General features: G+C 70.8%; 17 protein-coding genes and 1 pseudogene. 14 read left to right on the forward strand and 4 right to left on the reverse strand.

Translation table 11 applies throughout. The annotated features are described in order from the left end of the window. Positions 1-13: 13 nt before the first annotated feature. The gene (locus JWN97_RS14845) at positions 14-1,138 is read left to right on the forward strand and encodes a prolyl oligopeptidase family serine peptidase (protein ID WP_297624104.1); all 1,125 of its coding nucleotides are present in this window, start codon (positions 14-16) and stop codon (positions 1,136-1,138) included. A gap of 81 nt (positions 1,139-1,219) precedes the next feature. On the opposite strand, the gene JWN97_RS14850 is transcribed toward JWN97_RS14845, so the two are convergent. Then, the gene (locus JWN97_RS14850; RefSeq protein WP_297624107.1) at positions 1,220-1,342 is read right to left on the reverse strand and encodes a hypothetical protein; all 123 of its coding nucleotides are present in this window, start codon (positions 1,340-1,342) and stop codon (positions 1,220-1,222) included. Positions 1,343-1,467: 125 nt separating this feature from the next. Here JWN97_RS14850 and JWN97_RS14855 point away from each other — a divergent pair. From JWN97_RS14855 to JWN97_RS14865, 3 genes and pseudogenes are all read left to right on the forward strand, one after another. Next, positions 1,468-1,626, forward strand: a pseudogene (locus tag JWN97_RS14855) (ISL3 family transposase); the annotation flags it as partial. A 179-nt stretch (positions 1,627-1,805) separates the two neighbouring features. After that, on the forward strand, positions 1,806-2,351 hold the full coding sequence (locus tag JWN97_RS14860; RefSeq protein WP_297624219.1) for a HipA domain-containing protein: 546 nt from the start codon (positions 1,806-1,808) through the stop codon (positions 2,349-2,351). A gap of 126 nt (positions 2,352-2,477) precedes the next feature. After that, positions 2,478-6,245, forward strand: coding sequence for a PKD domain-containing protein (locus JWN97_RS14865; protein WP_297624110.1), 3,768 nt, complete (start codon positions 2,478-2,480; stop codon positions 6,243-6,245). A gap of 54 nt (positions 6,246-6,299) precedes the next feature. On the opposite strand, the gene JWN97_RS14870 is transcribed toward JWN97_RS14865, so the two are convergent. Continuing rightward, positions 6,300-6,944, reverse strand: a complete 645-nt coding sequence (locus tag JWN97_RS14870; RefSeq protein ID WP_297624113.1) for an ABC transporter ATP-binding protein — start codon at positions 6,942-6,944, stop codon at positions 6,300-6,302. Positions 6,945-7,154: 210 nt separating this feature from the next. On the opposite strand from JWN97_RS14870, the gene JWN97_RS14875 reads away from it, so the two are divergent. From JWN97_RS14875 to JWN97_RS14905, 7 genes are read left to right on the forward strand one after another with little or no spacing between them, the layout of a single operon-like run. Further along, positions 7,155-8,909 carry a glycosyltransferase gene (locus JWN97_RS14875; RefSeq protein ID WP_297624116.1) on the forward strand — a complete coding sequence of 585 codons (1,755 nt, stop codon included), beginning with the start codon at positions 7,155-7,157 and terminating at the stop codon, positions 8,907-8,909. Next, complete coding sequence (locus JWN97_RS14880) at positions 8,906-9,640, forward strand: hypothetical protein (RefSeq protein ID WP_297624119.1); 735 nt, start codon at positions 8,906-8,908, stop codon at positions 9,638-9,640. The genes JWN97_RS14875 and JWN97_RS14880 overlap by 4 nt, the downstream gene beginning before the upstream one ends. Then, entirely contained in the window at positions 9,637-11,637 is a 2,001-nt protein-coding gene (locus JWN97_RS14885; protein WP_297624121.1) for a glycosyl hydrolase, read from the forward strand. The genes JWN97_RS14880 and JWN97_RS14885 overlap by 4 nt, the downstream gene beginning before the upstream one ends. Positions 11,638-11,670: 33 nt before the next feature. Then, the gene (locus JWN97_RS14890) at positions 11,671-12,399 is read left to right on the forward strand and encodes an SURF1 family protein (protein WP_297624124.1); all 729 of its coding nucleotides are present in this window, start codon (positions 11,671-11,673) and stop codon (positions 12,397-12,399) included. A 10-nt stretch (positions 12,400-12,409) separates the two neighbouring features. Next, complete coding sequence (locus tag JWN97_RS14895) at positions 12,410-12,790, forward strand: DUF3817 domain-containing protein (RefSeq protein WP_297624127.1); 381 nt, start codon at positions 12,410-12,412, stop codon at positions 12,788-12,790. Positions 12,791-12,808: 18 nt separating this feature from the next. Continuing rightward, positions 12,809-13,651, forward strand: a complete 843-nt coding sequence (locus tag JWN97_RS14900; protein WP_297624130.1) for a patatin-like phospholipase family protein — start codon at positions 12,809-12,811, stop codon at positions 13,649-13,651. Continuing rightward, on the forward strand, positions 13,648-14,667 hold the full coding sequence (locus JWN97_RS14905) for a lysophospholipid acyltransferase family protein (RefSeq protein ID WP_297624133.1): 1,020 nt from the start codon (positions 13,648-13,650) through the stop codon (positions 14,665-14,667). The genes JWN97_RS14900 and JWN97_RS14905 overlap by 4 nt, the downstream gene beginning before the upstream one ends. A gap of 77 nt (positions 14,668-14,744) precedes the next feature. On the opposite strand, the gene JWN97_RS14910 is transcribed toward JWN97_RS14905, so the two are convergent. Next, entirely contained in the window at positions 14,745-15,497 is a 753-nt protein-coding gene (locus JWN97_RS14910) for a hypothetical protein (RefSeq protein WP_297624136.1), read from the reverse strand. A gap of 186 nt (positions 15,498-15,683) precedes the next feature. Between JWN97_RS14910 and JWN97_RS14915 the strand changes: the two genes are divergently transcribed. Beyond that, a complete protein-coding gene (locus tag JWN97_RS14915; protein ID WP_297624139.1) occupies positions 15,684-16,196 on the forward strand; it encodes a peptidylprolyl isomerase in 513 nt (170 codons plus the stop codon). Between the two features lie 35 nt (positions 16,197-16,231). Further along, positions 16,232-17,185 (forward strand): rhomboid family intramembrane serine protease, encoded by a 954-nt coding sequence (locus JWN97_RS14920; RefSeq protein ID WP_297624141.1) that lies wholly within the window; start codon positions 16,232-16,234, stop codon positions 17,183-17,185. Between the two features lie 348 nt (positions 17,186-17,533). Here JWN97_RS14920 and JWN97_RS14925 read toward each other — a convergent pair whose 3' ends face one another. After that, positions 17,534-17,986 (reverse strand): cell division protein CrgA, encoded by a 453-nt coding sequence (locus JWN97_RS14925; RefSeq protein ID WP_297624144.1) that lies wholly within the window; start codon positions 17,984-17,986, stop codon positions 17,534-17,536. 105 nt (positions 17,987-18,091) lie between these two features. Here JWN97_RS14925 and JWN97_RS14930 point away from each other — a divergent pair, with 105 nt between their 5' ends. Next, positions 18,092-18,844 carry a DUF881 domain-containing protein gene (locus JWN97_RS14930; RefSeq protein ID WP_297624147.1) on the forward strand — a complete coding sequence of 251 codons (753 nt, stop codon included), beginning with the start codon at positions 18,092-18,094 and terminating at the stop codon, positions 18,842-18,844. The last annotated feature ends 2 nt before the right edge of the window (positions 18,845-18,846 follow it).

The following is an 18,846-nucleotide window of genomic DNA, read 5'->3' on the forward strand; positions in this document are numbered from 1 at the left end:
CGAGCGGGCAGCTATGAACCACGTCTCTGCAGACTCTGAAAGCGGTCCCACGCCGACCGAGCACCTGTTCCAAGCTGTGAAGCGATTCTCGCTCAAGGGCCTCGATCTCGGGGTCGCCGAGCGGGTGACTGAGCATGTGAGATCCACCCCCGGCTCAGACTTCTCCGCCGCGTGGGAACAGGAGGGTCGCCATTGGTGGGAGAGAGCGCAGAATGCTCGGGACCGAGGGCATCTGGTGACCGCTTCGCGGTGGTTCGTCCAGGCCTACTACGCGTTCCGACTGGTCGTGTTCGCTGAGCCAAACGACTCGCCGCGCGCACGGAATGCGTACGATCGCTTGGACGAGTCGTTCCAGGCTTGGATCGCTGCCTCGGGAGCTCGAGTCTTCCCCCGAGTGATCGACCCAGAGGGACTGGGCTGCCCCGCCTACCTCGTGCTTCCCGAAGCCTCAGACAGGCCGGTGCCGGGAGTCGTCTTCGTCTATGGCGCCGATGGCTTGAAAGAAGAGCAGGTGTGGCAGTCGGCACTGCCACTCGCCGAGCGCGGCGTGGCCGTTCTGGTCGGTGACGGACCCGGACAGGGTGCGACCAGGCGTCGGGGCGGGGTAGCCCTCCGACATGACTTCGAGGTGTACGGCAGTGCGGCGCACGATCTCCTGGCGGCTGAACCGGCTGTCGACGCGTCTCGGATCGTCATCTACGGATCGAGCTTCGGAGGACACCTCGCCCCTCGCGTCGCCGCTATGGATGAGCGATTCCGCGCCTGCATCGTCAACAGCACGTGCTTCAACGTGATCGATGGGGTGTGGAACACGTATCCGCCACTGCGTGAGCAGCTGCAATACATCATTCGCGCGGAGGACCAAGCTGACGCTCTCGACAGATACCAGCCCTTCGATCTCAGCACGGTCGCTCCCGGTGCGTCGGTCCCGCTCCGCGTGTTCCACGGGGAGGCTGACCGCCTTTTCGGCGCCGAGCAGGCACAGCAGCTGCACGACACGTGGGGCTGCGAGGACAAGCAGCTGACGATCTGGCCGGGCGCGAGCCACAATCTGTTCAGCCATGCGATGGAGGCACATGAATCCATCTGGGACGTGACTGCGGACCTCGCGCACGGGGCGTCCACCTCGTCGCCGTAGGCGAGCTCGCGCCGTCGCTCCCCAGGGGTCACCGCCGCGTCATTTCAGCGCGTGGCGCGATCGTCGGTGGTGCGGCGGGTCCTAGGACGCCGGGGACGAGGCGGCGGTCGTGAAGTCCTTCGACTTCACGGCCAACGAGATGAGGACGCCACCCGGCACCGCCCAGAACGGGCTGGAGATGTTGATGATCGTCACTCCGCCCATCGCGATGACCCATGCGGCTCTTCACAGTTGAGGGTGTAGGTCGGGTGGGCGCGTCGGTCCCGGGATAGACGTCGAGGTCTCCCGAGGATGAAGGCTCCTACACGCTCATCCTGAGAGACCTCGACTTGCCTGACGCTACCGTCGGCGAGCGCGCAGATGCGTTCGTCCGCCCCGATCTGTCCACCTTCTGTCGCCTCGACGAGCTCGGTCTCGTCGTGACCGGCCAACGCCTCGAGCCCGACCGCGCGGTCCTCGCGTGTCGAGTCCTCGAACCCGACCAGTGGCGAGCCAACGCACCCTCACCGACCTCGACCATCTCCTCGGCGTTGCAGACCTGACCCGCCGGGGAGCGCTACGCCTCCGGCACGCCTCCGCCTCTGTGCCGAGCGGTCCCTTCATCGATCCGGACACAGTTGTTCTCAAGCTGCTCGAGCTGCCCCGCCTCCTGGCCGCAGCGGATGCCGTGGAACGCGACCCTGACGATCAGACGGCCGTCAAGGACTTGCTCGACGCGGGGTCCGGTTCGCTTGGCGGTGCCCGCCCGAAGGCCTCGGTGCGCGAGGGGGAACGGCTCATGATCGCCAAGTTCCCGCACCGCGACGACACCTGGGATGTCATGGCCTGGGAGGCCACCGCACTCGACCTGGCTGAGGAGGCAGGCATCTCCGTACCCGAGCGGCGAATGACTCGAATCAACGGCCGTGCGGTGCTGATCCTGGACCGCTTCGATCGGACCCCCGACGGGCGTCGTGTGCCCTACATCAGCGCGATGACCCTCCTCGGAGGGTCCGATGGCGACGTCGCCGACTACACCGACGTCTGCGACTCGATCAGCGACGAAGGCGCCGCGACGGTCCTTGATCTGGAAGCCTTGTGGCGGCGCGTCGCCTTCTCTGTCGCCATCCAGCGCTCATGGGGCATGAAGCTGCACCCAGCAGCCCGCGCCATGCGCGGTCCGAGGAACGGTACGCCTACGTGCGGTCCGAGAAGGTGTAGAAGGCGCGATTGAAGTCGATCGGTCGCGCTCCTGCACCTGGGCCAGGTGGGGCCCATCCCACGTAACCTCCGGCACCACTGCCTCGTTCTCGGGACATCGACGCGCCCCCGCACGCGTCCTCACCTCCTGAGGAACCCGATGCCCAGATCTCATCGGCTGGCGACTGTCCCCGTCGCGGTCACCGCCCTGCTCGCCGGGATGCTGACGGTCACCGCCGTCGCTACGTCCGGCACGGCCAGCGCCACGAGCGCTCCGGCCTCCGCAGCCGTATCCACCCCCGTCGCCTCCGTCGGCACCGTCGGTGGCTTGGAGGTGGAGAACTCCTTCGTCTCCGCGGTCGGCTGGGTCAAGCCCGGCGACACCTACCCGTCGCGGATCATCGTGCGCAACACCTCCGGCTCGACCGTCTCCGGCGCCACCGTCGACGTCGTGGCGCCCGTCGGCAGCACGATCGTGAAGGCCGGCGCTGCCGACGTCGAGGCCGGCTCCTACACCTGGGAGGTGGGCACGCTGACGGCCGGCGCCAGCCGGACCCTCGTCCTGGAGAGCCGAGCCGCACAGGTGTCCGAGCTCGCCACCGTGGTGTGGCGCGACCTGTCGACCACCGCGACTGTGCTCGTCGGCGGTGCCAGCAAGGAGTTCACCAGCCACGGCCCGAAGGTGATCCCCCCGGGCGAGGAGTACGACACCGCCCGTTACGGCGACCGCCCCTTCCCGGTCGTCCCGGTCGCCTACACCGATCGTGACTACGTCGCTCACGACACCACCCTCGACCAGGTCATCAACGACCCGGGCTACGAGGGCTCGACGTTCAACCTCTTCCAGGAGATGAGCCTGGGCCAGCTCTACCCGGAGGGCACCGTTCCCTCCACCGGGAAGACGACCGCCGACTTCGCCTACGGTCCCGGCTTCCCCTTCAGCAAGCTCCAGCTGGGCAACACCTGCACCGCCGGGGTGACCGTCGCCGACAGCCCGATCCCCGCCCAGGGCACCCCGCTCTACCCCGAGCGCATCCAAGATGGCGTCTACCAGCTGCCCGGGAACACCGCCTACTACGGCGCGGACGCCAACGGGTCGGCCCTCGCCGGCGCCGTTGCCGGCGTCGGCGCGCTGCAGTCCATCGACTCAGGCTGCGGTCCGGCCGGCAAGCTCGTGCTCGACGCAGCTGCCATCGCCGACCCGGAGATCGACTACTCCGACTACGACACCGACAAGGACGGCGTGGTCGACTTCTTCATGGCCGTCTTCGCGGGCTGCGGGGGCAACGGCGCCTCGCAGCTCTCCGTCGCCGGGTGCCCCCAGGAGTACGGCGTGCTGCCCTACGACAACGTGTGGCCGCACTCCTCCAGCCTGGAGTTCTACTACAGCGACCCCGTGACCAAGCTGCCCGGCTTCACGACCGATGACCAGCTCAAGGACCTCGAGGGGCGTCCGCTCTGGTACACCGACACCACCTACTCCGCGATGACGACGGCCGACAAGGGCGAGGCCCTCAAGGTCTACGTCCGCGTCGGCCCCTACAACGTGAACCCCGAGACCGCGATCGACGCCGCCAGCGTGATCTCCCACGAGTACGGCCACTCCCTCGGTCTCCCCGACTTCTACTCCACCGGCGGCCGCGAGACCTACGGCGACTGGAACCTGATGGCGACCGACAAGTCGCACCACATCGACGCGTTCGGGCGCCAGGAGCTCGGATGGGTGGTGCCGGAGGTGCTCGACTCCTCACGCACCGAGTCCGCCATCCCCGACTCCAAGCAGGACACCGACACCATCACCTGGCAGACCCCGGCCGGCGACCCGTACACCCTCACCGAGGGCCAGAACGGCGTCGGCCGCGTGCAGAACTCGCAGATGTACGTCGCCAAGCTCCCCGGTCGCGTGCTCCTCGACCCGGCCAAGTTCGACTCCGGTGACACGGCGACGGCGTCGCACACCTGGTGGTCCCGCTCCGGCAACGACTTCGGTTGCGCCAAGGACCCGGGCAAGGGACACAACATCGACGTCGCCCTCCCGGAGGTCGCCTCGCTGCCCGTAGGCACCACGCTCAGCGCGGACTTCAAGTCCATGTGGGACATCGAGTGGGACTACGACTACGGCTTCGTGCTGACCTCCACCGACGGCGGCAAGACCTTCAGCTCCAACCCGTCGGAGAACGGCTACACCACCTCCAACACCGACCCCCTGGCCGGCAACCCCAACCAGAACGCGTGCCAGCAGGCGTTCGACAACGGCATCACCGGCACCTCGGGGTCCTACGACGCCGGCTCCGAGGCGCTCGACCGCAAGGTCGGCAACACCCCGGAGATGGTCTACCTCGCCGACCGCTACGACGTCTCGGAGCTGGTCGGCAAGCCCAGCCCGGTGCTGCGGTTCAGCTACTCCACCGACCCGGGCCTGGCCCGTCCAGGCTGGTTCATCGACGACCTCACGGTCACCGCGACCCTGCCCGACGGCACCACCAGGGTGATCTACGGGACGGACTTCGAGACCAGTGGGACGCCGGAGGATCTGCGCATCTTCAACGGTGGGTGCCGCGCCGACGGGCCCGGTGGACAGTGCACGCAGGGATGGCAGTACGTCGCCGCCGGTGCCGAGGGACCTTCCGACCACGCCTACTACATGGAGATGCGGGACCGCTCCGGCTTCGACCTGGACGGCAACGGACAGATCGATCGCGACGCGATCGCCTTCGCCTCGGGCTTCTACACCGCCTACACCGACGAGGCCCACGGCTACGGCAACGCCGGGACCGACGACCCGCCGGCCCAGTCGCCTCTGGACAGCCAGCCGGAACCGGGAAGCAACACCCCGGACCTGAGCGACGCCGCCTGGACCGCGACCGCGGGCGACTCCCGCTTCTCCGACGGTGGGGAAGGATGGACCGACAACTACGCCGACCCGTCCAGCCCTTCCGGCAACTGGGAGTTCGACCACGACTGCCTCACCTTCGAGGTGCTCCGGATGACCGGCAACGGTGACGGCACGGTGGCGGGCGAGGGTCCGCAGCAGGCCGACGGCGACCTGACCGGCGACGTGGCATTCACGCTCGGAGCCGGCTGCGGCACCTTCGACTACGGCTGGGGCGAGGAGTCACCGCCGGCGGCGAACACCGCACCCGAGGCGACGGCGACGGCCACGCCCAGCAGTGGCGTCACCGGCACGCGGGTCGTCCTCGACGCCTCGGGGAGCACGGACGCGGAGACCCCGGACGCACTCAGCTGGTCCTGGGACTTCGGCAACGGCGGACCCGCCAAGGACGCGGAGGGCGCGGTCGTCGAGCACACCTACGCGAACCCCGGGACGTACGACGCCACGGTGACCGTGTCGGACGCCGGTGGGCTGACTGACACCGCCACGGTCCGGATCACCATCTCGGACCCCGGAACGACCACCCCGCCCACCGCCCCGCCCACCACCCCACCCACCACCGACCCCACCCCCGGCACACCGGGGCTCCCGTCGGATCCGCAAGGCCCCGCGGCGGGCTCGGGTGAGCCGACCGTCACGGTCTCGTCGTCGCAGCCCGCCACCCTCCCCCGCACCCACCCCTGCCAGGGACGTTCGGTCGGCCACCTGGGCAGCTGGCGCGTCGTACGGGGCCGGGCGCCGGGAGGCTCCTACTGCGACAACGGGGGTACGCGCCGAGGACGTGACGTGCTCCGCCTGGGCTTCCAGGGGGACACGGTCGCCCTGGCCTTCGGTCGTGCCAGGCGTGGCGGCAAGGCGGTGCTCTTCATCGATGGCGAGCGGGTGGGAGTCGTGTCGTTCGCCGGTAGGAAGGCCCGACCGCGTCTCGACCGTTTCGCCGTGGTCAGCGGTCTCGGGATCGACCGGCCGCACCGCCTGCGACTGGTCGTGAAGCGCGGCAGCGCCTTCGTCGAAGGGTTCCGCACCGCCCGCTGATCACCGGCCCCGGCCCCGCAGCCCCACCCCCCGGGAGCTGCGGGGCCGTGGGTCTCATGGCAGCGGTGACAGCCGTCCACCCTCGACGCGGAGCACCCGGTCGGCCACCGCGGCCGCCTCCGCGAGATCCTCGGTGGCGAAGAGGGTGGTGGCGGGGTAGGCGTGCCGTGCCGCCACCAGCCGCTCACGCAGCTCGGTCCGGACGCCCGGCTCGAGGTTGGCGAGCGGCTCGTCCATGAGCAGCACGCCGGGGCGCCTGACCAGTGAACGCGCCAGCGCGACCCGCATCCGCTCGCTGGTCGAGAGGGACGACGCCGTCCGCCTCACCAGCTCTCCCAGGCCGAGCAGACCGACCACGTCGTCGACGTCGGCCGCCACCTGCTCGGTCGTGACCCTGCCGCGCAGCGACGTGGCGATGTTGTCCCGGACACTGAGGTGGGGATACATCGCGTAGTTCTGGAACAGCAGCACGACCTCGACCCCGTCGCGCGGTCCTGGTCGGCCGTCGAGCAGGACCCGGCCGTGGTCGGGCGCCTCGAGCCCGGCGGCCAACCTCAGCAAGGTGGTCTTCCCGGCGCCGGGCGGGCCGACCAGCGCCACCGCCTCGCCATCGGCGACGTCGAGGTCTACGGACGCGACCGCGGGCTCGGCGGCTCCCGAGAAGTGGCGGGTCACGTCCTCGAAACAGATCCGGGTCATCTCCCACCCCCCCTGGCCGCGGGTCCTCTGCCCCGTGTCAGCCACCGTGATCATGGCACCGCCGGGCTCCGGGTGACAGGTGGCTGAGCGGAACCGCCGGCTCTTGGATCGTTACAAGTTGGACATCTGAGCGTAAGGAGGCCGTCGCACGGCGTCGCTACGGTCGTCGCCTCGGGGCCCGCCATCCCCACTGTCCGGGAGGACAGCACCATGGACCACCACGACCTGCTGCAGCTCGACCCGCACATCCCGAGCACGCGCCGCGCGGCCTCGGCCCAGCACTACTCACCCGTGCTGATCGTCCTCACCCTGCTGGCAACGGCGGGGGTGCTGCTCTATGCGACCTTCCTGCTCGACCCGAGCAACCGCGGCGACCTGGTGCCGTGGCTGGTCGTGGTCCTCGCCGAGGGGGTGCTCGTGGTGCACACCCTGCTGGCCATGTGGACGGTGCTGTCGGGGGCCAAGGACCCGCGTACCTACGCCTACTGGGCGGCGAAGGACGACCTGCTCGTCCGCGACGGCGCCGAGGACCCGTCTCGCTGGGGGTTGCTGCTCGATGGTCGGCGCCCCCGTGTCGAGGTGTTCGTGACCGCGTACGGCGAACCGGTGGCGACCATCCGCCGCACCGCCCTCGCGGCGATGGCCATCCGGGGTGAGCACCGCACGTGGATCCTGGACGACGGCCGGTCCGACGAGGTCAGGGCCCTCGCCGACGAGATCGGCTGCCACTACCTCCGCCGGCTCAGCAACACCGGCGCCAAGGCGGGCAACGTCAACCACGCACTGGCGATCGCCAAGGGTGACTTCTTCTGCATCTTCGACGCCGACTTCGTGCCGCACCCGGACTTCATCGAGCACACGCTGCCGTTCTTCACCGACGCGACCGTCGCCTTCGTCCAGACGCCGCAGACCTACGGCAACCTCGTCAACCTGATCTCCCGCGGCGCGGGCTACATGCAGACCATGTTCTATCGCTTCGTGCAGCCGGGCCGGAACCACTTCAACGCGGCCTTCTGCGTCGGCACCAACGTGATGTTCCGCCGCAGTGCCGTGCACGAGATCGGCGGCATCTGCGTCGACTCCAAGTCCGAGGACGTCTGGACCTCCTTGCTGCTGCACGAGCGAGGCTGGCGCAGCATCTACCTGGCCAAGTCGCTGGCCGTCGGCGACGCCCCCGAGACCATCGAGGCCTACAGCAAGCAGCAGCTGCGCTGGGCCACGGGCGGCTTCGAGATCTGGTTCCGGGCCAACCCCTTCTCGCCGAGGCGCCGGCTCACGCCCGATCAGCGGATCATGTACGGGATCACGGCGACCCACTACCTCACGGGCATCGCCCCGGGAGCCCTGCTCTTCGTCCCCCCGATGGAGATCTTCTTCGACCTGCACCCGGTCAACCTCTCCGTCGGCGTGGGCCAGTGGCTCCTGGTGTACGCCGGCTTCTACGTCCTCCAGGTGCTGCTCGCCTTCTTCAGCGTGGGCAGCTTCCGCTGGGAGGTGCTGATGCTGGCTGCGGTCTCCTACCCGATCTACGTGAAGGCGTTCGTGAACGCGCTGGTCGGGCGCGAGCAGCAGTGGCACGTGACGGGGGGCACGACCCGCAGCGCGTCGCCGTTCAACTTCATGGTGCCGCAGGTGCTGACCTTCGCCTTCCTGGCCATGACGGGCGCCGTCGGTGTCTGGCAGAACCTGGTGACCGGCCGCTTCACGCTCGGAACCGCCTGGTGCGTGACCAACGCGGTGGTGCTGGGCGCCTTCCTCGTCGTCGCCCTGGGCGAGTCGCGTCGCAGCCGCCGGCCCGCCCGGTCCGCGCGTCATGCGCGGCTCGATCCCCTGCCGGGGGCCCTGCCACCGCGTGACCTCCTGCCATCGCCGCGTCGGCCCGAGCCCGCCCTCGTGGCCCGGCACGCACCGCCGGCACCCGCCGACCCCGTGCTGCACCGGGCGCTCGACCAGGAACCGGCATGACGTGGCGCAACCGGCTCCGGCTCTGGGGCGGGCTGGTCGTGCTGGTCGTCGTGGTGGCCGCGCTGACCCTGGTCGTGAACCAACGGTCCCGGCAGGCCTTCAGCAGCAACGCACAGGTGGCGGCCTCCCGGTCCACGGTCGGATCGGAGTACGGCGGGGTGGTGGTGCGCCAGCTCGCGGAGGAGGGCGACGAGGTCGCCCTGGGCCAGGAGCTCTTCACGATCTCGTCCATCGACCTGCAGCGCGACCTCGCCAACGGCCTCCAACCAGTCTCCACGCAGTCCTACCGGATCGACGGGGCGCGCGGGCGGGTCACCTTCGTGGCGCCGATGGCCGGGACCCTGACCGAGCTCGAGGCCGAGCAGGACACCTTCCTGGCCGCGGGGGACATGGCGACGGTCACCGCCGGCGGCACGCAGTACGTCACCGCGGAGTTCCGGCTCACGCCCGACCAGTACGGCCGGATCCGGGTCGGCGGCGACGCACGCGTCGAGCTGCCGAGCAGGAGCCGGATGTCGGCGACGGTCTCCCACGTCTCGGTGCAGACCTCCGAGGGCATCGCGGTGACCACTGTCGAGCTCTCCGTGCCGCACCTGGCGTCGGAGAGCCTGACCTCGCTCAACCAGCCGGGCAGTCCTGTGTCGGTGACGTTGACCCTGGCCGACTCGGGTGTCCTCGCCGGACCGACCGACAGCTTCATGGACTTCCTCCACCGGGTGGGTGTGCGGTGAAGCGCACCGGGACGGTCGGCGTCGCCCTCGGCGTTCTCCTCTGCCTCGTGAGTGGGTGCCGCGGCGACTCGCCGATGTCGGCTCCCGACGGCGTCGCCCGGCGGCCGGAGGCGGCACTCCCCACGGACGTGGTGGTGCCGCTCGTCGAGGCACTGCCCCGTCGCACCCTCGCCCCGCTGCCGGCGAACCGGCTCGCCGACGGGCTCACGCCCCCCACCAACCGCTGGTTCTCCGGGTTGGTCTTCGGGGACGAGCCCCAGCCGGTCTTCCCGCTGCCGCTCGCCTTCACCCTCGGCCCCCAGGGCTTCGGGGTCGGGCTGCCGCAGGTGGTCACGTCCGCGGCCGCTGTGGTGGGCAGCCACCAGGAGGACGTCACCGTCACGGTCGCCGGCGTCGCCGAGCAGGTCGTCGCGGCCTATGACGATGCCTCGTTCACGGTGAGCAGCCGCGACGAGGAGGACGAGGAGCTCGGCCGCACGGTGGTGGCCGAGGGCTCCCCCTTCGTCAGCCACGTCGCCACGCAGGCCGAGCGGATGACGACCTCGGTGGGGTGGACCCCCACCGGGGACGACCTGTGGACCGCCACGACACCCACGGGCAGCTACGGACTGAGCGTCCGCGACGGCGCCGTCGACGGAGACGCCATCGACCTCGACGCGGGCGGGAGTGCCGTCTTCTTCCCGGTGCCGGCCGGCCACGACCCCGCCGAGCTGGCCGCGTTCGCCGCGCCCGTCACCGGCACCACGACGGCGTACGACGTCGGCGACGGCGAGGTGACGACCTCCCTGACCTACGGCGGTCAGGAGGCCGCCTTCGTCGTCATGCCGGTCCAGGCGGCGGGCCTGTCCGACGAGGTGACGTGCGACCTGGGGTCGTTCGCCAGTGTGTACGGCGAGCTCCCGGTCTGCCGCGGACCCGCACTGACCTGGACGGTGCCGCGGCACCGGGCGAGCGCGGGTCTGGACCTGTCCGGTCTGGGCACGACCCAGCGGTCGGAGCTGGCCCACCAGGTGGCCGCCGACGTCGCCGGGTCGAGTGCGCCACCCGAGGACACCTACTTCGGCGGGAAGTGGCTCTACCGTCAGGCGCAGCTGCTCGACCTCGCGTCGCAGGTGGGTGCGACGGAGGCGGAGGACGCAGCGCGCACCTCACTCACGACCACACTCGAGCGGTGGACCGACCCGGCCGGGTGCGAGGAGCGCGCGACGCAGTGCTTCCTCCACGATCCCGAGTGGCGGGGGATCGTCGGCCAGACACCCGCGTTCGGTTCCGAGGAGTTCAACGACCACCACTTCCACTACGGCTACTTCCTCTACGCCGCCGGCGTCCTGGCCGCCCACGACCCGACGGTGGTCGACCGCCTGCGGCCGGTGATGGACCTGCTCGCCGCGGACATCGCGGGTGGATCGGACACGGGCGTGACGCCCCGCCTGCGGGTGTACGACGTGTACGCCGGGCACTCGTGGGCGTCCGGCACCTCCCCCTTCGCCGACGGCAACAACCAGGAGTCGAGCTCCGAGGCCGTCACGGCGTGGGCCGGGCTGGCGCTGTGGGCGCAGGCGACCGAGGACGCCGACCTCGCCGCCGAGGCCGCGTGGTTGCTGTCGTCGGAGGCCGCGGCGGCCCGGACGTACTGGACCCAGCCCGACCTTCCCACGGGCTTCGCGCACCAGGTCTTCGGGATCAGCTGGGGCGGCAAGCGCGACCACGCCACGTGGTTCTCGTCCGAGGCGTCGGCCGTGCTGGGCATCCAGCTGATCCCGATGAGCCCGTCCGCCGACTACCTCGTCGGCGACCCGGCGCGCATCCGCGCAGCGGTGGCGGAGGTCGACGGCTTCCGTGGTCCGCTGGCGGACTACGTGCTGCTCTACTCGGCGCTCGCGGGCGGGACCGAGGCGACGGCCGCCGTGGCCGACGCGCGCACCCGGCCCGAGGAGTCGATCGACGACGCCGTCAGCCGCAGCTACCTGATGGCCTTCGCGATGACCCGCGAGTGATCGCGCTCAGGCCCGGCTGGGACAATCGAGCCCGTGACCGCCCCCCGCCGCCCCGGCCTGCTGACCGACCTCGGCGCCGCGGCCCTGGCCCTGGTGCTGGTGGGCATCGCGGGGTGGCTCGGGATGTGGCAGTACGACGCGTGGCAGGCGAGCCGCGAGGCCGAGGCCCGTGACCTGTCCGCGCTGACGCCGGTGCCGCTGACCGACGTGATGGGCAACGACGACCCGTTCCCCGCACCCGACCTGGGCCGGCCGGTCGAGGTGGATGGCGAGTGGCTCGACGGCGGCTTCTGGGTCGCGGACCGCGCGCACGAGGGTGAGGCGGGCTACTGGGCCGTCGCCCCGCTCCTGGTCGGCGACGCCGCGGTGCTCGTCGTACGCGGGTGGGCGCCGGAGCCCGACGACGCGCTGCTCGCCGCGACGGGGACCGCCGACGTGACCGGGTGGCTGCAGGCGCCCGAGGGGAGCCTGGTCACCGACGACGACCCGAGCGACGACGTGTTCCCCGAGATCCGTGTCGCCGACGCCGTGCAGCGCGTCGACGTCGACCTCTACTCCGCCTACCTCGTCAGCCAGGAGCCCGCGCAGGGCCTGCAGGCGGCCGCGCTCGACGCGCTGCCCAGCCCGAGCCGCTTCACCGGGGTCCGCAACCTGCTCTACGCCTTCGAGTGGTGGGTCTTCGGGGCCTTCGCGGCCTTCATCTGGTGGCGCTGGCGCCGGGACGCGACGGCGCCCGAGCTGCCGTCACCGAGCGCCGGATAGGTTGGCCGCCGTGTCCCGCAACCTCACCGCCTACCGCGTCATGGCCACCGTCGTCGGTGTCCTGCTCGTGGTGCTCATCCTGATCGGCGTCCCGCTCGCCAACTTCGACGGCTCCTCGATGTGGGGCATCTTCGACAGCACTCCCGCCTGGGTCACCGCGGGCTCCGACGTCAACCAGCTCGGCGAGACGATCACGACCTACCTCGGCGTCGCGCACGGCTGGCTCTACATGATCTTCCTGGTGAGTGCCTTCCTGCTCTCGCGCCGGGCCGGCTGGAGCCTGCCCTTCACGCTGGTGACGCTGGTGTGCGGCACCGTCCCGATCCTGTCCTTCTGGGCCGAGCACCGCGCCACCCGGCGGGTGCGCGCCGAGCACCCCGAGCTGGCCTAGCCCCCTAGGGTCGGGGGCATGGTCACGGCGTTCGTGCTCGGCGGTGGCGGCGTCCTCGGCGCCGTCGAGGTCGGCATGCTGCGGGCGCTGCTCGAGCGCGGCATCGTCCCCGACCTCGTCCTCGGCACGAGCGTGGGCGCCCTCAACGGCGCGATGGTCGCGCGGCAGCCCGAGCTCGCCGTGATCGACCGGCTCACCGAGCTGTGGGCCGCGACCGCGCAGGGCCGCGAGGTCTACGGCGACAAGCCGCTGCGCACGGTCCGCCGGGCCGTCTCGTCCGGCACCCACATCTACTCGTCGGCGCCGCTGCGTCGCCGGCTGGAGGAGGAGCTGGGTGACGCCAGGTTCGAGGACCTCCCGGTGCGCTTCGAGGTGTGTGCGGCGAGCATCGAGCGCGCGGCCGAGCACTGGTTCACCAGCGGCCCGATCGTGCCCGCGATCCTGGCGAGCGCCGCCGTACCGGGTCTGCTTCCCCCCGCCGAGATCGACGGCGAGCACTTCCTCGACGGCGGCCTGGTCAACTCGATCCCCGTCAGCCGGGCGGTCGAGCTGGGTGCGAGCCGCATCTTCGTGCTGCAGGTCGGGCGCATCGACCGGCCGCTCAAGGCACCGACGAAGCCGTGGGAGGTGGCGCGGGTGAGCTTCGAGGTGGCGCGCCGCCACCGCTTCATGCGCGACATGGCGACCATCCCCGACGGGGTCGAGGCCCACGTGCTCCCCGCCGCGGGCACGTCGGCGCGCGACGACTCGCTGCGCGCCCACCGGGACTTCGGTGGCGTCGAGGCCCGCATCGACGCGACGTACGACGCCTCGCGGGCCTACCTCGACGGCGCCCTCGGCGCCCGGCCGGACCAGCCGTGAACCACCCGCTGGCCTGGGCCCTGCGGCGCCTGGTGGTCGCACCGGCGGTGATCGGCCTGACCGTGGTGCTGTGGGTGACCCTCCCGGTCTGGCTCCTCGTCGCGGCCGCGCTCGCGCCGGTGCTGCCCGGCCGCTGGCGGGCGCTGCGCCTGCTGTGGGTCGTCATCCTCTACCTGACGTTCGAGTCCCTGCTCCTGGCCGTGCTGCTGGGCCTCTGGGTCGCGAGCGGCTTCGGGTGGAGGATCCGCTCGCCCTACTTCGCCGGCATCCACTACGACCTTGTGCAGGGCACGCTGCTCGTGTTCTTCCGCGAGGCCCGGCGGGTGCTCGCGCTGCGGATCCGCACCGACGGACCGCACCCGGCGCGGGTGCCCGAGCGCCCGGTGCTCGTCATGTGCCGCCACGCGGGCCCCGGCGACTCGTTCATCCTGATGTACGCCCTGCTGCACTGGTACCACCGCGAGCCGCGCGTGGTCCTCAAGAACACCCTCGCCTGGGACCCCGCGATCGACGTGATCCTGCGCCGCATCCCGGCGCGCTTCATCTCGCCCAACCCGGAGGCCGGCGAGGACCTCGAGTCGCAGATCGCCGCGCTCGCCACGGACCTCGACGACAACGACGCCTTCGTGATCTTCCCCGAGGGCGGCAACTTCACCGCGGGCCGGCGCGACAAGGCGATCGCGAGGCTCCGCAAGCTCGGCCTGGAGCGGATGGCCGTGCGCGCCGAGGAGATGACTCACGTGCTGGCGCCCCGGCCCGGCGGCGTACTGGCCGCGCTCGAGGCCGCGCCGGACGCCGACGTGCTCGTGGTCGCCCACACCGGGCTCGACCACCTCGTCACGGTCAGCGACCTGTGGCGCTCGCTGCCGATGGACAAGCAGATCACCATGCGGTGGTGGGAGGTCTCGCGCGCGGAGATCCCCGAGGACCGCGACGCGCGCATCGACTGGCTCTACGGCTGGTGGGAGCGGGTCGACGACTGGATCGAGGACAACCGCGTCACGCCCGTGGAATGACGACGGGCGGTGCCCCACCCACGGTCCCGGCTCGCGGGACGTGGGCGGGACACCGCCCGGAGCGGTGAGCCGTGGCGCTACTTCTTGTGCGGCACGTCGTCGATGTCGATGACCTCCGCGGGCTCGTCGGGCGTGGTCGCCTCGTGGGCTTCCTCGACCGAGTCGCTGATCGCCTCGCCGGGAGCGCCGCCACCGATGTCGTCGGAGGCTGGCGGGTCGACGGTCACGACGTCGTCGGCCGAGACGTCCTCGCCCGGCAGCGGGTCGGTGAGCGGGTCACCGGTGATCGTCGTGGTCGCCGGTGTGACGGGAGCCGCAGGGGCTGCCGGCGACGGCTTGGGCGGTGCGGGCGGGACGTAGGTCGACTGCCAGTGGGCGTTGTCGTCCTGCTTGGCGCGCAGCTTGCTGAAGATGACACCACCGATGGCCAGCAGGCCACCGAGGAGCAGGACCTTCTTGAGCTTGCAGCCCCTGGGCTCGGGCTCGATGCCCCGGAGCTCGGCGACCTTGGCTGCAGCCAGGTCGCGGCTGGCCGACGCCCGCTCGGCCGCGAGGGCTGCGCCCACGGAGGCCTTGTCGGCGGCGGTGGCCCGGGCCTCGGCGATGAGCGGCGCGGCCTTGTCGCGGGCCTCGGACGCCTTCTCCGCGGCGAGGGCGCGGCCCTCGGCGATCAGGGGGGTGGCCTTGTCGCGAGCGTCGGCGAGAGCGGGTCCGGCCTTGTCCACCGTCTGCTCCCACGCAGACTCCAGCTGGGGGAGAACGGTCTCCGAGAGCTGCTCGACATAGTCGTGGGCCCGGTCCATGAGGGACTTCTTGCGGCCGAAGGGCATGCGTGACCTCCTCTTTCAGTGTGACTCCATCTCACCATGCCGACCCTGAGCCGACCAGCCCCGTCCGGGTGAGTCACCGACGGGCGACGTCGTACGCCGTCACGCCGGGCGCCCTGCGTGGGGTCGGGGTGGGTCCGGCGTGGCAGGATCGAGGCGCACACGACACAGATCTGAGAGGCACATCCCATGGCCGACCTGAAGGCGACCCTGAAGACCAACCGGGGCGACATCGTCATCAACCTGTTCCCCCACCACGCACCCGAGACCGTCGAGAACTTCGTCGGGCTCGCGGAGGGCACCAAGGACTACCGCGACGACGCCGGTCGCAGCGGCGAGAAGTACTACGACGGCCTCGGCTTCCACCGCGTCATCGACGGCTTCATGATCCAGGGCGGCTGCCCCCTCGGCACCGGCACCGGCGGCCCGGGCTACACGTTCAAGGACGAGATCCACCCCGAGCTCGTCTTCGACAAGCCCTACCTGCTCGCGATGGCCAACGCCGGCCCGGGCACCAACGGCTCGCAGTTCTTCATCACCGTCGGCGCCACCCCGTGGCTCAACCGCAAGCACACGATCTTCGGTGAGGTCGCCGACCAGGCGGGCCGCGACGTCGTCGACGCGATCGCCACCACCCCGACCGGTGCGGGTGACCGACCGGTCGAGCCGGTGGTCATCGAGTCCGTCACCATCGAGCGCTGACCGACTCCTGATCCCGACCTGATCGCCATCAGCTGATGACCCAGTCGTCCGAGGGCCAGGCCGCGACCGGGGTGCCGACGTGCTACCGGCACCCCGATCGCGAGACCTGGATCCGCTGCCAGCGGTGCGAGAAGCCGATCTGCCCCGACTGCATGCGCGACGCCGCCGTGGGCTTCCAGTGCCCCGACTGCGTCAAGGCGGCCAACAAGGGCTCACGGCAGAACCGCGCCATGTACGGCGGCGAGCGCAGCGCCGACCCGCGGCTGACGACGTACGTCCTGATCGGCATCAACGCCGTCGTCTGGCTCGCCATCACGGCGACCGGCGGGCGGCTGTCCCGGGTGGTCGACCTGCTGGCCCTCGCGCCGATCGGCCGGTGCGGCTCGACGTCCACGCCCAGCCAGTACTACCCGAGCATCACCGACTCCCGGGTCTGCGAGCAGGCCACCTCCGGTGACGGCATCTGGCACGCGGGCGTCGCCGACGGCGCCTGGTGGCAGCTCGTCACGAGCGCGTTCACCCACGTGGAGATCTGGCACGTGGCGATGAACATGTTCGCCCTCTTCGTCTTCGGCCCCGCGCTCGAGGGCATCGTCGGGCGCGCCCGCTTCCTGGCCATCTACCTCGTCAGCGCCGTCGCCTCGTCCGTGCTGGTGCTCTACCTCGCCGGCCCCGGCTCCAGCACCGTGGGCGCCTCCGGCGCGCTCTTCGGCCTGCTCGGCGCCCTGCTGGTCACCGCCAAGAAGGCCCGGCTCAACTCCCAGTGGCTCATGCAGAACCTGGTCATCGGCGTCGTCATCAGCGTCGTCGGCTGGCGCCTCATCTCATGGCAGGGCCACCTCGGTGGCTTCCTCGGCGGCGTCGTGACGGCCGCGATCATCGCCTACGCGCCGAAGTCCAACCGCTCGGTGATCCAGTGGGGCGGGCTCGGCCTGTTCACAGTCGTCCTGCTGGCGCTCGCCGTCGTGCGCGCCGGCACGCTCGTCTGAGCCGCTCGCTCCTCTGGCACACCGCATTCCGCCTGGCCCCCGCCCCGCGTCGTACGACGTGGTGGCGGGGGCCGACCTTTACCCACAGGTGTGTACACACCTGTGGATAACTACATGCGTGTAATTCTCCACAAGCGTTCTCCACAGTGTGGAAATCCGCTCGCCTGCACGAGCGGTGGTCCAGCCACAGTCCTGACGACGGGAATGTGGCTCCACCACCGCTCGCGGAGGGGGGCGGGGCGGCCCCGAAATCGACTCGAGCGGTGAGAGAGACGCCTTCCCTTCCCCAGGAAGGCGCCTCACTCACCGCTCGAGGCGCGGGACCCGATCACCGGGCCGAAGGAGAACCTACTCCCACTTGGTCGCGAAGCTGAAGCCGACCGCCATGAAAGCGATGCCGACGACGAGGTTCCACTGCCCGAGGTCGTTGAAGATCCACAGCTTGGAGAGGTCGTCGGAGAAGACGTAGAAGGTGCAGATCCAGAGCAGGCCGACGAGGAAGCAGCCCAGCATGCCGACCACGACGCCTCGGCCGCGGCCGAGCGGGGTCGAGGGGTGGGCCGAGACCATGAGGCCGAGCATCAGCGCTCCGAAGCCGATCGCGTAGTTCCAGTCGCCGAGGTCGCTGACGGCCTTGGGCGAGCCCTCCACCGGCGGGAAGGCGAGCGGGTTGCCGCGGGCCTGGGCGTAGTAGAAGACCAGCCACGCGATGCCGGCCACGACGAGGACGAGACTGATCAGGAACCTGACGGTGAAGAGCGACCTCTTCTCGTCGGTGATGACCGTCGTGGACTTCGACACTGCTGCTCCTGGGGCTTGCGGGATGTGGCTGCGAGAGGTGGTCCGGCGTCGTGCGCAGCCGGCCGCGGACGCCTCAGCGCCCGACGGGGGGCTAGCGTAGTCGTCATGCCGTCCCCGTCCCACCCATCCCCCGGGCGCCGACGCGTCTGGCGGGTCGCGACGCCGCTGGTGGTGCTGCTCAGCGGCACCCTCTTCGCGGTGAGCGCGGAGCAGAGCGACGGCCTCGACCTGCGCGCCGGGCGGCTGACCGACCTCGCCTCGGTCGTGCGCGCCGAGCGCGACGAGGCGGGTGACCTCACCGAGCAGGCAGCGACGCTCAACGCCGAGGTGGAGGCGCTGAGCGCGCAGCTCGGCGACCGCTCGGTGTCGCGCGTGCAGGACGAGATCGCCACGCTCGTGGACCCGGCCGGACTGACCGAGAAGAGCGGGGCGGCGGTCCAGGTGACCCTGGACGACGCCTCGATCGAGGCGCGGCTCAGCTACGAGGGCGATCCCAACGACATCGTCGTCCACCAGCAGGACATCCAGGCGGTGGCCAACGCGATGTGGAACGCCGGGGCAGTGGCGGTCACCATCCAGGGCCAGCGGCTGATCTCCACCACCGGCATCAAGTGCGAGGGCAACCAGGTGACCCTGCACGGGCTGCCCTACTCCCCGCCGTACGTCATCGTGGGCATCGGCGACCCCGCGCAGCTGGAGTCCGAGCTCATCACCGACCCGATCCTGGCGACCTACCGCGACTACACGACCGTCCCCGGCGGGGGCGTCTCCTGGGACATGACCGCGCTGGAGTCCGCGACCGCACCGGCCTACGCCGGCCTGCTCGACCTGACCTACGCCACGCCGATCCCGGAGTAGGG

Source organism: Nocardioides sp. (assembly GCF_025965415.1).
Lineage (GTDB): Bacteria > Actinomycetota > Actinomycetes > Propionibacteriales > Nocardioidaceae > Nocardioides.

Coding starts and splice junctions, on each gene's coding strand:
- JWN97_RS14845 (WP_297624104.1), top strand. CDS start 14: ATGAACCACGTCTCTGCAGACTCTGAAAGCGGTCCCACGCCGACCGAG.
- JWN97_RS14850 (WP_297624107.1), bottom strand. CDS start 1,342: ATGGGCGGAGTGACGATCATCAACATCTCCAGCCCGTTCTGGGCGGTG.
- JWN97_RS14865 (WP_297624110.1), top strand. CDS start 2,478: ATGCCCAGATCTCATCGGCTGGCGACTGTCCCCGTCGCGGTCACCGCC.
- JWN97_RS14870 (WP_297624113.1), bottom strand. CDS start 6,944: ATGACCCGGATCTGTTTCGAGGACGTGACCCGCCACTTCTCGGGAGCC.
- JWN97_RS14875 (WP_297624116.1), top strand. CDS start 7,155: ATGGACCACCACGACCTGCTGCAGCTCGACCCGCACATCCCGAGCACG.
- JWN97_RS14880 (WP_297624119.1), top strand. CDS start 8,906: ATGACGTGGCGCAACCGGCTCCGGCTCTGGGGCGGGCTGGTCGTGCTG.
- JWN97_RS14900 (WP_297624130.1), top strand. CDS start 12,809: ATGGTCACGGCGTTCGTGCTCGGCGGTGGCGGCGTCCTCGGCGCCGTC.
- JWN97_RS14910 (WP_297624136.1), bottom strand. CDS start 15,497: ATGCCCTTCGGCCGCAAGAAGTCCCTCATGGACCGGGCCCACGACTAT.
- JWN97_RS14915 (WP_297624139.1), top strand. CDS start 15,684: ATGGCCGACCTGAAGGCGACCCTGAAGACCAACCGGGGCGACATCGTC.
- JWN97_RS14920 (WP_297624141.1), top strand. CDS start 16,232: ATGACCCAGTCGTCCGAGGGCCAGGCCGCGACCGGGGTGCCGACGTGC.
- JWN97_RS14930 (WP_297624147.1), top strand. CDS start 18,092: ATGCCGTCCCCGTCCCACCCATCCCCCGGGCGCCGACGCGTCTGGCGG.